The following is a 13,745-nucleotide window of genomic DNA, read 5'->3' as shown; positions in this document are numbered from 1 at the left end:
GGCCAGATGCACAAGGACCAGACGTGGGCCTGCGGGCAACCATTTTTCCGCTGTTTCCAGAACAGTCATCGGTACGTACGCAATACTTCTCGCTGGATCGGATATGGGCTCCAGTGATGACAGATCAGGGTTAACGAAGTGTGGTGATGCGGGGCTGCGGGCTGTCGGTGTCGCGTGGCTTGCGAGGCATGGACACGCCGTTGAAGAGGAAGAGCGCCAGCGAGGAACGCCGGATGAGGCGGTGTGCCGCATAGGAGAGCGCTGATGTTGCGAGGCAGACCAGGGCGAATTCGGCGACCGGCGGCCAGGCGGTGAGAAGGAAGAGGGTCGACAGGGCGTAGATGATGGGGTGATGCAGCAGGTAGATGCTGAAGGAGGCATCGACGATGCGGTCGATGCGCGGGTCGGGGCGGTTCCGAAAGCGCTGGGCTATGCCGATCGCGACGAGGCTGGCGAGGAGGGCGGCGGCACCATCCACGGCGTTGTAGGCAACCTCCAGGCCCGCGGTGTTCCAACCCCTCAGCAGCGAGGCGAGGATGGCGGTGATCGCCGCCAGTATGGGAAATGTCCAGCCCTTTTGCCAGACGAAAGCGGTTCGGAGATCCGGGGCGGCTCTCAGGGCGACGCCGATGAGGAAGAAGGGAAGATAGCGGAGATAGGGGTCGATGCCGTGGGCGAGGAGATAGGGCAGCGTGCCGCCGCGTGCGAGCATGGCCTGGTGGGAGAGGTGGACGCAAACCTCCCATGCGGTGATGACGAGCGTCAGCACAGCGAGTGCCATGTGCGGGCTCGCACTGCCGAAGCGGCGGAGGCGTTGCACAAGGTCCGTCAGCCGGGGCTGCTCGAGCGCTCCCAGTACGAGGACGAGGAAGGTGCTGTAGGCCAGCAGCGCCGGCAGGAACCAGAGATGCATGATCCAGCTTAAGCCGGGATGGGTGACGTCCTGTGCTGCGCGGTCGAGGGCGGTCGCCATCGGCATGGCGCCGGTCACAGCACCGTTGAGGTCGATCAGGACGATCTGCAAGGGGGCGAGCAGCGCAAGGCCTGTCAGGAAGGGAATGCCGAGCCGCGTCAGCCGGCTGCGGAGCCAAATGGTCGGGGGCCTTCGCTCCAGCATCATGGCGGCGAAATAGCCGGCGACGATGAAGAAGGCCGGCATGCGGAAGGTGACGAACACGCCGCTCACGAAGGTGAGAAACTCGCTCTTGTCGGGCGACTGTATGTCCCACACGACGCGCGTGTTGTAAGCCATGGCGGCGTGATAGGGGATGCCGAGAAGCATCAGGAACGCGCGCAGCGAATCCCAATGATGTTCCCGCGCTGACGCAGCTGACATCCTGTCCTCCAAAGAAAAAAGGGGAACCGGGCCGGGCGGCGCGGTTCCCCTCATTCGTCAGAGGCTAAGGGCGAAAGATTGAGAAAGCCTCAAAGCCCGGCGATCAAGCCTCGAGCACGCCGTGGCAATGCTTGAACTTCTTGCCCGAGCCACAGGGGCAAGGTTCGTTGCGGCCGATGGCGCCCCAGGTCTTGGGATCTTGCGGGTTGCGGTCCTGCGGCGGCACCTGGGCACCTTCGGCGAAATCGTCCTCGCCGGTGGTCGCATCGAGGTGATGGCCTTCCATTACCGGCGGCGGGGTCGGGGCCGGCGGCGTATCGCGGACCAGTTCGACGCGCGACATCTGCATGGTCACGGCGTCGCGCAGGTTGGCAAGCAGGGCCTGGAAGAGCTCGAATGCTTCGGCTTTGTATTCCTGCAGCGGATCGCGCTGGGCATAACCTCGGAAACCGACGACGGAGCGCAGGTGGTCGAGATTGACGATGTGCTCGCGCCACAGATTGTCGATCGTCTGCAGAACGACGGAGCGTTCGACATAGGCCATCAGCTCGCCACCGAAACGTTCTGCCTTGTCTGCGGCGGCCTTGTCTGCGGCTTCCATGATGCGGTTGTAGATGTCGTCCTCGGCAATGCCTTCTTCGGCGGCCCAGGCGTCGACAGGCAGGTCGAGGTTGAGCGTAGTCGCAACCTTCTCCTTGAGGCCCTTTACATCCCACTGTTCGGCATAGGCATTCGGGGGCACATGGATGGCGACCATGGTCTCGATCACTTCGTGACGCATGTCGGTCACGGTGGTCGAGACGTCCGTCGCGTCCATCAGCTCGATGCGCTGTTCGAAGATCACTTTGCGCTGATCGTTGATGACGTCGTCATACTTCAGGAGGTTCTTGCGGATGTCGAAGTTGCGGGCTTCGACCTTCTTCTGGGCACGTTCGAGCGCCTTGTTGATCCACGGATGGACGATCGCCTCGCCGTCCTTCAGGCCGAGCTTCTGCAGCATGCTGTCCATGCGGTCAGAGCCGAAGATGCGCATCAGGTCGTCCTGGAGCGACAGGTAGAACTTCGAGCGTCCCGGGTCACCCTGACGGCCGGAACGACCGCGCAGCTGGTTGTCGATGCGGCGGCTTTCATGGCGCTCTGTGGCAATGACGTAGAGACCGCCGGCTTCGAGCGCCTTCTGCTTGAGAGCTGCGATTTCCGCCTTGATGGCTTCAACCTTGGCATCACGCTCCGGACCCGGCTCGACTTCAGCCAATTCGTGCTCGAGGCGCATGTCGAGATTGCCACCGAGCTGGATGTCGGTACCGCGACCGGCCATGTTAGTGGCGATCGTGACGGCGCCGGGAACGCCGGCTTGGCTGACGATGTAGGCTTCCTGCTCATGGTAGCGGGCGTTCAGAACCTTGAAGTCCTTGAAGCCGCTGTCGCTCAGCATGGTGGCGAGCAGTTCTGACTTCTCGATCGAGGTCGTGCCGACGAGAACCGGCTGGTTGCGCTCGCTTGCAGCCTTGATCTCCTCGATGATTGCCTTGAACTTTTCCTCGAAGGTCCGGTAGACCTCGTCGTCTTCATCGATACGCTTGATCGGCAGGTTGGTCGGGACTTCGACCACTTCGAGGCCATAGATATTGGCGAATTCTTCCGCTTCGGTCGCCGCCGTACCGGTCATGCCGGCGAGCTTCTTGTACATGCGGAAGTAGTTCTGGAAGGTGATCGAGGCCAGCGTCTGGTTCTCGGGCTGGATCTGGACCTTTTCCTTGGCTTCGAGCGCCTGGTGCTGGCCCTCAGAGTAACGACGGCCCGGCATCATGCGACCGGTGAATTCGTCGATGATGATGATTTCGTCGTTGCGGACGATGTAGTCCTTGTCGCGCTGGAACAGCTTGTGGGCCTTCAGCGCATTGTTGATGTGGTGGACGATCGCGACGTTCTCGACGTCATAAAGGCTCTCGCCCTTCAGAAGGCCCGCTTCACGCAACAGATTTTCGAGCTTCTCGGTGCCGACTTCGGAGAAGTTGGCCGAACGCTGCTTCTCGTCGATTTCGTAGTCTTCATCCGACAGGAGCGGGATGAAGGCGTCGATCGTGTTGTAGAGGTCCGAGCGGTCGTCGAGCGGGCCGGAGATGATCAGCGGCGTGCGTGCCTCATCGACGAGGATCGAGTCGACTTCGTCGACGATCGCGAAATTGTGACCGCGCTGCACCATCTGGCCGCGCTCGTACTTCATGTTGTCGCGCAGATAGTCGAAACCGAGTTCGTTGTTGGTCGCATAGGTGACGTCGCAGGCATATGCCGCGCGGCGCTCATCGTCGGAGAGGCCATGGACGATGACGCCGGTGGTCAGCCCGAGGAAGCCGTACATCTTCGCCATGGTGGCGGCGTCGCGGCGGGCAAGGTAGTCGTTGACGGTGACGACGTGCACACCCTTGCCTTCGAGCGCATTCAGGTAGACGGCGAGCGTTGCGACCAGCGTCTTGCCTTCGCCCGTCTTCATTTCGGCGATGGAATTGTCGTTGAGGATCATCGCGCCGATCAGCTGTACGTCAAAAGGACGCATGCCGAGTGCACGACGGGCTCCCTCGCGGGCGACGGCGAAGGCCGGTACGAGGATGTCGTCCAGAGTCTTGCCAGCGGCCAGTTCTGCCCGGAACTCAGCGGTCTTTGCCGCGAGCTGCTCGTCGGTCAGGGCCTTCACCTTTTCCTCGAGGGCTGCGATCTGAGCGACGCGTGGGTTATAGGATTTGACGCGACGCTCGTTCGACGAGCCGAAGATTTTGCGCGCAAGTCCACCAAGACTGACCATATCGATGGTCCTTTCTGACCTTCGTCATATCGTTTGTGTGCCCATCGGAACGCACTCGGCGCGGACGAATAGGCACAGTGCGTCCTGAAACTGCTCTGGACGCGAGGTTGCGTGACAGATAAGAGGGGGGTCGAATGATGTCAACGGCGCAGGCAGGTCGCAAATCCCCTCGGTCGCCGGGCATCTGACAATCTTTTGCCCGATTCGAACGGTCTTCAAACGGTTCATCATCCGAAAGGTCTTTCATGCTTCGCCTCAATAAAATCGTGCTTGCCGCCTGTGTTTCCCTCTCGGCCCTCTACGGTGCGGCTTCCGCCCAGGACGCGACCGTTGTCGCCAAGGTCGGTGACGTCGAGATCACCCAGTCCGAACTCGACCTCGCCATTGCCAATCTCGATCCGCAGCTCGCCCAGCTCCCCGACGAGCAGAAGAAGGTCGCAGCCCTCTCCGGCGCCATCGACGTGAAGCTGCTCGCCGCCAATGCGACCGCCGCCGGCCTGCAGGACGATCCGGAATACAAGCGCCGCCTGGCCTTCATTGCCGAGCGCGAACTGCACAATGCCTTCTTCAAGAAGAATGTCGTCGATGCCGTCACCGAAGACGAAGTGAAGGCGCGCTACGACAAGGAAATCGCAGCGCTTCCGAAGCAGGAAGAAGTGCGCGCCCGCCACATCCTGGTGAAGAGCGAGGAAGAGGCCAAGCAGATCATCGCCGATCTCGACGCCGGCAAGGACTTCATCGAAATCGCCAAGGAAAAGTCGACCGATCCGAACAAGACGGAAGGCGGCGATCTCGGCTACTTCACCAAGGGCCGCATGGTTCCGGAATTCGAAGAAGTCGCCTTCGCACTCGAAAAGGGTGCCTATACGAAGACCCCGGTCCAGACCCAGTTCGGCTTCCACGTCATTCGTCTCGAAGACAAGCGTGATGCACCGCCGCCGGCTTTCGAAGCCGTCGAGCAGCAGGTTCGCCAGCTCGTCATGCGCGATAAGTATCTCGCTCTCATCGAAAAGGCGAAGACCGAGCAGACGATCGAGATCGTCGACGAAGCTCTGCGCAAGGGCTATGAAGAGGCCAACAAGGCTGAGCAGCAGCCGGAACAGCAGTAAGCTCGCCTTCATCCGCATCCATACTCAGGCCCGCAGATTGCGGGCCTTCCATTACGGGCCGTCGCCATGTCTTCCAGCATTTCCCCCCTCGCGCCGAAAACCTATGCCGACATGCCTGTCATCCGCGGTGTGCGGATGGCGACGGCCGCTGCGGGCATCAAGTACAAGAACCGCACCGACGTGCTGCTGATGGCCTTCGACCATTCGGCTTCCGTCGCTGGCGTGTTCACCAAGTCGAAGTGCCCGTCGGCGCCGGTCGACTTCTGCCGGCAGAACCTGGCACATGGCGTGGCGCGCGGCGTCGTCGTCAACTCGGGCAATGCCAACGCCTTTACCGGTGTGAAGGGCAGGGCAGCGACGGAATTGACTGCGAAGTCAGCGGCTGAGGCGCTGGGCTGCGGCGAGAACGAGATCTATCTCGCATCCACCGGCGTCATCGGCGAGCCGCTGGATGCCACCAAGTTTTCCGGCGTGCTGGACCAGATGGCGAAGGACGCGACCGGCGACTTCTGGTTCGAGGCGGCCAAGGCGATCATGACCACGGACACCTATCCGAAGGTCGCGACGCGCAGCGCCGAGATCGACGGTGTCACCGTGATGATCAACGGGATCGCTAAGGGTGCCGGCATGATCGCGCCCGACATGGCGACCATGCTGTCCTTCGTCGTTACCGATGCCGACATCGCACCTCAGGCTCTGCAAGGGCTGCTTTCGGCTGGCGTCGAGCCGAGCTTCAATTCGATCACCGTCGACAGCGATACCTCGACTTCCGACACGCTGATGCTGTTTGCGACCGGGGCTGCGTCTGCCGATGGGCAGGTGAAGGTCGAGAGCGCGAACGATGCTCGCCTCGCAGATTTCCGAATTGCATTGAACGATCTTCTGAAGGATCTGGCACTTCAAGTCGTTCGCGACGGTGAAGGTGCGCGCAAGATGGTGGAAATCACCGTCAAGGGTGCTGAAAGCGACGTGGCCGCGAAGAAGATTGCGCTGTCGATCGCCAATTCGCCGCTGGTGAAGACGGCGGTTGCCGGCGAGGACGCCAATTGGGGTCGCATCGTCATGGCGGTGGGCAAGTCCGGCGAGATGGCCGATCGTGATCGGCTCGCCATCTGGTTCGGTGACGTGCGCGTCGCCGTCGATGGTGAGCGGGATCCTGCCTATTCCGAGGATGCGACGACGGCCGTGATGGAACGCGAAGACATTCCAGTCACCGTCGATATCGGCCTGGGCTCCGGCACGGCAACGGTCTGGACCTGCGACCTGACGAAGGAATATGTCGCCATCAACGGCGACTATCGGAGCTGACGTCCGAATGCATGCAATGGTAAGCAATCCCAACCTGCCGCTCGTCCGGCGTCTCGAAGCGGTCGGTTTCCGTGCCTGGCCGGCGAGCAACGTGGTCTATGACGGCAGTTGGCAGGTCCGGCTGACCGGTGGCCATCCCGGCAAGCGGCTGAATTGCATCGTGCCGCTCGACCCTTCCGACAGCCGAGATATCGCGATCCGGATCGAGAAGGCCGGCAAGCGTTTCGAGGCGCATGGACGGCCACTGCTGGTGCGCCAGACGCCGTTGTCGCCGAAGCCCCTGATCGACTTTCTCGCGGCCGATGGCTGGGAGCGTTTCGAGGAGGTGGTGACGATGACCGCCGATCTCAGCCGGATGACATTTCCGGACACGCTGGACCATCTGCCGACCCAGGATGTCGGACGCTATGTGGATGCGGATATCGCCGTGCATGGCAGCGATCCGGCGCTGAAGCCGGCGCTGGCCGAGATCATCACCGGCATCAAGCCGCCGTCGGGCCTTTTCGTCATCGAGGATACTGTCGAGGGACCACTCGCAGCCGCCCTTTGCGTGCAGGACAACGATCTCGCGGGCATCATGTCGCTCGCAGTCAGGGCGGACCGCCGCCGGCAGGGGCTCGGCATCGAAATCCTGAGTTCGGCGCTTCGTTGGGCGCGGATGCGCGGCGCGCGGACCGCCTGGCTGCAGGTGGTGGCCGAGAATTCGGAGGCGCTGGCGCTCTATCGCAAGATGGGCTTCGAGGAGGCCTATCGTTACGCCTACTGGCGAAAGGCTTCCCGATGACGGAGACGAAGAAGCCGATCCTCTTGGTTGCGGCCTGTGCGCTGGTCGATACCGACAACCGGATCCTTCTCGCGCAGCGGCCCGAGGGCAAGTCTCTCGCGGGTCTGTGGGAATTCCCCGGCGGCAAGGTAGAAGCCGGGGAAACGCCGGAGGAGACGCTGGTACGCGAACTCGAGGAAGAGCTCGGGATCCAGACCAAGGTCGCCTGCCTCGCGCCGCTGACCTTTGCCAGCCATACCTACGAGACCTTCCATCTGCTGATGCCGCTCTACATCTGCCGTCGCTACGAGGGTATTCCGCACGGGCGGGAGGGGCAGGCGATCAAATGGGTGAAGGCCAAGGCGCTTCGCGACTATCCGATGCCGCCCGCCGACGAGCCGCTCATTCCGGTTCTCCAGGATCTTCTCTGACAAAACGCTCATCAAAGCGGCGTCGTTAATCAAAAGTTTATACCCCGCACCGCAATATACCCTCTGTTCATACGTCGAACACGTGTGTGGAGCGTAATATGGTAAACGAGGATTTCTGGAAGGCCGCACGGTCCCGAGAGCGGTCTTCGATCAAGACTGGCAGGACGGGTGTCCTCAACATCGCGTTGTTGTTCGGCACGGCTGCGATCGCGCTTTCGCTCGTCCTGACGCCGATGCTCGCCTCCAAGTCCGATCGCAAGACCCTGGCTTACCAGCCGGACGAATTCGATATGATCACCACCGGTTCCATCCCGAAGGACGACAGCGGCAAACGGTATACGATCCGCCGCAGCGTGCTTCAGGAAACGCCGGGTTCCGTCTGCATCATCGACGGCTATGGTTCGGGCCAGGCCTGCTGAGGCGAATGACAGGTCAGGCGTTCGTGGGGTGCGGCGCCTGGGCTCACATCAACGAGGGGTAAGAATGCATCTTTTCCGCCAACTGCTTTCAGACCTTCGTGGGGCCACAGCCATTGAATACGGCCTGATCGCTGCGATCATGAGCGTTGCGCTGATCAGCGGTTATGGCGCCTTCACAGGCGCTTTGATGGGAACCTTCAATACAATCGAAACCGAAATTGTAGAAGCCGGAAGATAATCCGGGTCTGCATCGGTCATGTGTCGCGCCTGGTTGGGTCGAGAGCGTCTGCCAGACGCATCTTGGCCGAGCCGGGTTTCAGCGGTTTCTGCTGGCTCTCATGAGGCGCCCAACCCGAGACGAAGACAATCGAGAAGGTGGCGCGGATGCGGCCATCCGGATCGGCAAACCGTTCGGCGTAGAGTTCCGCCGCCCGCAGGAAGAAGCGGCTGGAAACCGGACGGCGGCTGCGGCCCAGAAGTGGGTTCGCCATGCCCATGGCCTTCAAATCCCGCATCAACGCAAAGATATGATCGTAGCGCACCGTGAAGCTTTCCTCGTCGATGACGGGAAGCGCGAAGCCTGCGCGCTGCAGGAGTGAGCCGACATCGCGGATATCGGCGAAGGGCACGACGCGAGGGCTCGCGCCGCCATAGATCTCCGTTTCCGCTGCCAATAAGACGTCCCTGAGCTCCGCCAGCGTTCCCGCTCCCGGGATTGCCGCCAGAAGCAGGCCATCGGGTTTGAGGGCCCGTCGCATCTGAATCAGCATGCCGGGTGTATCATTGGTCAAATGCAGCGCGAGCGGCGAGAGGATGAGGTTGACGGATTGCGGCTCGAGGGGCACGCTCTCGTAATTCGTGGCAAGCACAGCCTGTCCTTCCTCGCCGAAGGCCGCATCGGTTTCTATCCGCTGCAATCGCTCGATCTTGCCTGTCGCCAGTGCTGCCTTTGCCGTAAGACCGGTGCCACCGAAGAGTTCGACGGCGTCTTCGAAGCGGCGCTCGACCAGGGAAAGCCGATCGGCGAGTTCGCGGGCGGTGAGTTCCAGCAAGAAATCGCTGCCCGGTGCGTTGCGTGCAAGCGCGCGTGCGCGGTTGCGGGCAATCAGGGCTTCGTCGAACAGGTCGTTCATGGCGGCATTCCCGGTTTTCGGCAGAGCTTTCTCAAGATTTCCGGCATTGGCCGAACGCCACAGCAGGCGTAAGGTCGATGCATGTGGGCTCATTTAGTGCAGAAAAGCGCATCCGTCAGCCGGTATCGTGCCGGATCCATGCTGCGCGGCTTGTTTCATCTCATCTATCCACCGGCCTGCGCCCATTGCCACGTCCATGTCGCCGGCCATCACGCGCTGTGTCCAAGCTGTTGGGGCGAGATGCGGCTGATCGAGAAACCATATTGTCCCGTTCTCGGCCTTCCCTTTGCGCATGATCCGGGCGAGGGCATGGTCTCGCCGCAGGCGATCGCGCATCCGCCCGTCTTCGACCGGCTGCGGTCCGTTGCCCTGCATGAAGGGGTGGCGCGGCATCTGGTGCATGGCCTCAAATATCGTGACCGAGTGGATCTGGCGCCGATGATGGCGGGCTGGATGCTTCGGGCGGCGTCTGTGGAGGTGGCCGAGGCGGACGCGATCGTCGCCGTGCCGCTGCATCGGATGCGGATCTTCCGGCGGATGTTCAACCAGTCGGCGGAGCTTGCCCGGCATCTGTCCGCACAATCGGGAAAGCCTTTCCTCGCCGAGGCGCTGGTGCGCCGCAAGCGTACCCGGCAACAGGTGGGACTAACGGCGAACCAGCGGTCGCTGAATGTTCGTGGTGCCTTCGGTGTGCCTGAGGGACGGGAGGATCTGGTCTTCGGCAAGCGGATCGTGCTGGTCGATGACGTCTATACTACGGGCGCGACGGTGAGTGCCGCGACGATTGCCCTGAAAAAGGCAGGGGCGGCGGATGTCACTGTTTTGACCTTTGCAAGGGCTCTCGCCGGGCCTATATGAGAGGTCAAACCCCTTTGTCCACCGACGCTTACCGGCGGAGACCCCATGGCTGACGTCACGATCTACACACGGCAATTCTGCGGCTTTTGTGCCAGCGCCAAGGCGCTGCTCGACAAGAAGGGCGTGGCCTATGTCGAGTTTGATGCGACTGGCAAACCTGACCTGCGCGAGGAAATGATCGCGAAGTCGGGCCGCAATACCTTCCCGCAGATCTTCATCGGTAGCCAGCATGTCGGCGGCTGCGACGACCTGCATGCACTCGACCGGGCCGGTAAGCTCGATCCGCTTCTTTCTCAGTAAGGACAGACCCATGGTGTTCAAGGCTGCTGCCGTCCAGATGTGTTCCGGGGTCGATCCGGAGAAGAATGCCGAGAGCATGGCGCGGCTCGTGCGCGAGGCTGCCCGGCGCGGCGCGATCTATGTCCAGACGCCGGAGATGACCGGTGCCGTACAAAAGGATCGTCCAGGGCTGATGGCGGTTTTGCGCGACGAGGAGACCGATCTCATCGTCAGACAAGCCTCTGAGCTTGCCAAGGAGCTCGGCATCCATCTGCATGTCGGTTCGACCGCAATCGCGCTTGCGGACGGCAAGATCGCCAATCGCGCCTTCCTCTTCGGACCCGACGGCAAAAAAATCACCTCTTACGACAAGATCCACATGTTCGACGTCGATCTCGACAATGGCGAGAGCTGGCGAGAGAGCGCCGTCTACCGTCCGGGTGAACGGGCGGTTGTTGCGAACTTGCCTTTCGCCAAGCTCGGCTTCGGTGTCTGCTACGACGTGCGTTTTCCGCATCTGTTCCGGGCGGAGGCCATGGCCGGTGCCGAGATCCTGACGACGCCGGCGGCCTTCACCAAGCAGACCGGCGAGGCGCATTGGGAGATCCTGCTTCGGGCACGCGCGATCGAGAACGGTGCCTATGTCATTTCGGCGGCACAGGCCGGCGTGCATGAAGACGGGCGCGAGACCTTCGGCCATTCGATGATCGTCGGTCCTTGGGGCAAGGTTCTCGCGTCTGCCGGTGGTGCCGGTGAAGATGTGGTGGTGGCCGAGATCGATCTCGAGGCGGTCAAGGCCTGCCGGGCGAAGATCCCGAACCTGAAGAACGGCCGCGACTTCCAGCTCGACATCGCGCCGGTCCTTGCCAAGGGAGGCGTCACCGTTTGATCCGCTATTCCCTGTGCTGCGACAAGGCGCATGAGTTCGAGGGCTGGTTCTCCGAGAGCGCCGATTTCGACCGCCAGAAGGCGTCGGGTTATTTGACCTGCCCCGTCTGCGGATCTGCGGACGTATCCAAGGTGCTGATGGCGCCTGCCGTCTCGACGGCGCGGCAGAAGGAAGACACCCAGGCGCTCGCTGTCTCGGTGGTGCAGAAGCAGGCCTTCGTGAAGCTCAAGGAAGCGATCCGCGAGATCCGTGCGAGCAGCGAGGATGTCGGCGAGAAGTTTCCGGAAGAGGCTCGCAAGATCCATTACGGCGAGGCGGAATCCCGCGGCATCATCGGACAGGCCTCGCCAGTCGAGGTGAAGTCGCTGATCGAGGAAGGCATAGAGATCGCGCCGTTGCCGGTCCTGCCTGACGATGTGAATTGAGCCTCGGCGGCCATCATCTTGCGATCTACAATTTCGGTATCCATACCGCATCCTATATGACTGCAGTCATCCAGGGCTTCGCGTTGCGAGAGCCGCTGAATTTCGAAGCAGCGACGCGTGCTGTCGGTTTCGTGGGGCGTTCCGGTTATGCAGGGGAACCGGGACCGGGAAGCTGGGGCGAACAGGTGTTCCCGCGCTTTCTGGAAGCGGGTCAGACCGGCGCGGTGTCGTCACTTTCCCTTTGGCACGACATCGAAAGCCTGATGGCCTTCACCTATGTCGGCGTCCATGCGGATGCGCTGAAGCATGCCCGCCATTGGAACCAGAAGCAGGCATGGCCGTCCCTAGTTCTGTTTTGGGTCTCTGCTGGAGATTTGCCGAGTTGGAGCGAGGCGGTTCGGCGGTTCGAATTGCTGGCCGATCGAGGGCCGACGCCGGAGGCTTTCAGTTTCAAGTCTGCCTTCGATACTCGGGGGGCTACTTGTCCGATCGATCGCGAACGGGTGAAGGCTCTGGCCGAGCAGAACATCGAAGGGCAGGCCGACCTACTCTCCGTCGTCAGGACCTTGCCCGTCTGATCGATGATCAGCCCTTGAAGCCGTCCGCGTCGAGATAGGCCTGTTCTTCCGGTGTCGTTTCGCGGCCAAGCGCTGCGTTGCGATGGGGGAAGCGGCCGAAACGCTCGATGAGCTCGAGATGCACGATTGCCCACTTCAGCGGCTCGGCGTCGCCCGTCTCGTCGCGATGCTTCTCGAAGAGGGAGACGCTGAACTGCTGATCCTTCAGGTCTTCCGAGTGCTCGAAAGGCAAATAGAAGAAAGGGCGCAGGATCGGTTCAACCTTGCTGTCGAAGCCCTTTGCGAGGGCCCTATGGGCGGTCGTGCGGGCCAGCGGATCCGTCGCATAGGAATGGCCGCTGCCGCGAAAGAGATTGCGGGGAAACTGGTCGAGAAGAAGAAGGAGCGCCAGTGTGCCCTCCGGCGTCTGCTCCCAGTCGGAGAGGGCGCAGCAGGAGGCCTGGAAATGCAGATCGGCGTATTCGGCCTCGATCTCGGCATCCAAGGCGGCATTGCGGGCAAACCAGGCTTCGGGGCCGTGGCGCAGCCAGCATTCGATGACGGCTTGCGGCGAACTCATGCTGCATCCCCCGGACGGCTGGCGAGCATCATGTAGTTCACGTCGATATCGGCCGAGAGGTTCCACTGGTTTTGCAGCGGATTGAAGAAGACGCCCTTGCGCTCGATGATCTGCATGCCGTTCGCTGACAGCGGACGCTCGATTTCCTCTGGACGGACCAGTTTTTCATACTGGTGGGTGCCGCGGGGCAGCCAGCGGAGCACGTATTCGGCGCCGACGATGGCAAGAGCTGCGGCCTTCAGGGTGCGGTTGATGGTGGAGACCAGCATGAGGCCGCCGGGGCGAACCATGGACGCGCATGTCGAGAGGAAGAAATCGACGTCCGCGACGTGTTCGACGACTTCCATGTTGAGCACGATATCGAAGGTCTCGCCCTGGGCTGCCAGTTCTTCAGCAGTGACGGCGCAGTAGTCGACCTCGACGCCGCTCTGGGCGGAATGGGTCATGGCGATCTTGATGTTTTTCTCGGAGGCATCGGCACCCAGCACGCTCGCACCCATGCGGGCAACGGGTTCGGACAGGAGGCCTCCGCCGCAGCCGATGTCGAGGATGCGTAGACCTTCGAGCGGGCGCGGGCTTCGCGGGTCGCGGCCGTAATGCTCCACGACCTTGTCTCTGATATAGGCGAGGCGGACCGGATTGATCTTGTGCAGCGGCTTGAACTTGCCGGTCGGATCCCACCATTCCGCGGCCATGGCGGAAAAGCGGTCGACTTCGGTCTGATCGATGGTGGTGCGTGCCTCTGCACTCATGACGGAACCTCCTGCGGCGATTGGCCATGAAGTCGTCCCGATGGCCTGCAAAGTCAAGGGCAGGGACGTCGCAGGGCGAATGCCGGGGGAACCTCGGCCGAGC

At 61.9% G+C, this 13,745-nt stretch carries 16 protein-coding genes; 11 read left to right on the top strand and 5 right to left on the bottom strand.

Annotated elements, in window-relative coordinates; all coding sequences use genetic code 11:
* Positions 1-130 precede the first annotated feature (130 nt).
* The gene (locus E9677_RS19145; RefSeq protein WP_168801284.1) at positions 131-1,336 is read right to left on the bottom strand and encodes an acyltransferase family protein; all 1,206 of its coding nucleotides are present in this window, start codon (positions 1,334-1,336) and stop codon (positions 131-133) included.
* 103 nt (positions 1,337-1,439) lie between these two features.
* A complete protein-coding gene (secA, locus tag E9677_RS19140) occupies positions 1,440-4,139 on the bottom strand; it encodes a preprotein translocase subunit SecA (RefSeq protein WP_136559671.1) in 2,700 nt (899 codons plus the stop codon).
* A 245-nt stretch (positions 4,140-4,384) separates the two neighbouring features.
* Here secA and E9677_RS19135 point away from each other — a divergent pair, with 245 nt between their 5' ends.
* The 6 genes from E9677_RS19135 (at position 4,385) to E9677_RS19110 (ending at position 8,407) form a co-directional block, all read left to right on the top strand.
* The gene (locus tag E9677_RS19135) at positions 4,385-5,248 is read left to right on the top strand and encodes a peptidylprolyl isomerase (RefSeq protein ID WP_136559670.1); all 864 of its coding nucleotides are present in this window, start codon (positions 4,385-4,387) and stop codon (positions 5,246-5,248) included.
* Positions 5,249-5,314: 66 nt separating this feature from the next.
* Positions 5,315-6,556 carry a bifunctional glutamate N-acetyltransferase/amino-acid acetyltransferase ArgJ gene (gene argJ / locus E9677_RS19130; protein WP_136559669.1) on the top strand — a complete coding sequence of 414 codons (1,242 nt, stop codon included), beginning with the start codon at positions 5,315-5,317 and terminating at the stop codon, positions 6,554-6,556.
* Entirely contained in the window at positions 6,525-7,340 is an 816-nt protein-coding gene (locus E9677_RS19125) for a GNAT family N-acetyltransferase (RefSeq protein WP_205910174.1), read from the top strand. Before argJ ends, E9677_RS19125 begins: the two co-directional genes overlap by 32 nt.
* Positions 7,337-7,750: an 8-oxo-dGTP diphosphatase MutT gene (gene mutT / locus E9677_RS19120; RefSeq protein ID WP_136559667.1), complete on the top strand. Its 414-nt coding sequence runs from the start codon at positions 7,337-7,339 to the stop codon at positions 7,748-7,750. Before E9677_RS19125 ends, mutT begins: the two co-directional genes overlap by 4 nt.
* A 98-nt stretch (positions 7,751-7,848) precedes the next feature.
* Positions 7,849-8,169 carry a hypothetical protein gene (locus E9677_RS19115; RefSeq protein ID WP_136559666.1) on the top strand — a complete coding sequence of 107 codons (321 nt, stop codon included), beginning with the start codon at positions 7,849-7,851 and terminating at the stop codon, positions 8,167-8,169.
* Between the two features lie 64 nt (positions 8,170-8,233).
* On the top strand, positions 8,234-8,407 hold the full coding sequence (locus E9677_RS19110; RefSeq protein ID WP_136559665.1) for a Flp family type IVb pilin: 174 nt from the start codon (positions 8,234-8,236) through the stop codon (positions 8,405-8,407).
* Between the two features lie 16 nt (positions 8,408-8,423).
* Here E9677_RS19110 and E9677_RS19105 read toward each other — a convergent pair whose 3' ends face one another.
* Positions 8,424-9,302, bottom strand: coding sequence for a methyltransferase domain-containing protein (locus tag E9677_RS19105; protein WP_136559664.1), 879 nt, complete (start codon positions 9,300-9,302; stop codon positions 8,424-8,426).
* Between the two features lie 138 nt (positions 9,303-9,440).
* Between E9677_RS19105 and E9677_RS19100 the strand changes: the two genes are divergently transcribed.
* Genes E9677_RS19100 through E9677_RS19080 form a run of 5 tightly spaced genes read left to right on the top strand, consistent with a single transcriptional unit; the run spans position 9,441 to position 12,331 of the window.
* On the top strand, positions 9,441-10,160 hold the full coding sequence (locus tag E9677_RS19100) for a ComF family protein (protein WP_235883052.1): 720 nt from the start codon (positions 9,441-9,443) through the stop codon (positions 10,158-10,160).
* 45 nt (positions 10,161-10,205) lie between these two features.
* Positions 10,206-10,460 carry a glutaredoxin 3 gene (grxC, locus tag E9677_RS19095; RefSeq protein ID WP_136559662.1) on the top strand — a complete coding sequence of 85 codons (255 nt, stop codon included), beginning with the start codon at positions 10,206-10,208 and terminating at the stop codon, positions 10,458-10,460.
* Between the two features lie 10 nt (positions 10,461-10,470).
* On the top strand, positions 10,471-11,328 hold the full coding sequence (locus tag E9677_RS19090; RefSeq protein ID WP_136559661.1) for a carbon-nitrogen hydrolase family protein: 858 nt from the start codon (positions 10,471-10,473) through the stop codon (positions 11,326-11,328).
* Positions 11,325-11,753 (top strand): DUF1178 family protein, encoded by a 429-nt coding sequence (locus E9677_RS19085; RefSeq protein ID WP_136559660.1) that lies wholly within the window; start codon positions 11,325-11,327, stop codon positions 11,751-11,753. Before E9677_RS19090 ends, E9677_RS19085 begins: the two co-directional genes overlap by 4 nt.
* Positions 11,750-12,331, top strand: coding sequence for a DUF3291 domain-containing protein (locus E9677_RS19080; protein WP_136559659.1), 582 nt, complete (start codon positions 11,750-11,752; stop codon positions 12,329-12,331). The genes E9677_RS19085 and E9677_RS19080 overlap by 4 nt, the downstream gene beginning before the upstream one ends.
* Positions 12,332-12,338: 7 nt before the next feature.
* Here the strand turns inward: E9677_RS19080 and E9677_RS19075 are convergent, their stop codons facing one another.
* Both E9677_RS19075 and ubiG read right to left on the bottom strand, forming a co-directional pair.
* Entirely contained in the window at positions 12,339-12,890 is a 552-nt protein-coding gene (locus E9677_RS19075) for a DUF924 family protein (RefSeq protein WP_136559658.1), read from the bottom strand.
* Positions 12,887-13,642, bottom strand: coding sequence for a bifunctional 2-polyprenyl-6-hydroxyphenol methylase/3-demethylubiquinol 3-O-methyltransferase UbiG (gene ubiG, locus E9677_RS19070; protein WP_136559657.1), 756 nt, complete (start codon positions 13,640-13,642; stop codon positions 12,887-12,889). The genes E9677_RS19075 and ubiG overlap by 4 nt, the downstream gene beginning before the upstream one ends.
* Positions 13,643-13,745 lie beyond the last annotated feature (103 nt).

Origin of the sequence: Peteryoungia rhizophila, from assembly GCF_004912145.1 — a bacterium.
Classification (GTDB): Bacteria; Pseudomonadota; Alphaproteobacteria; order Rhizobiales; family Rhizobiaceae; genus Allorhizobium; species Allorhizobium rhizophilum.
The sequence above is the reverse complement of the archived record's forward strand: the minus strand, read 5'-3'. Positions and strand labels throughout refer to the sequence as shown.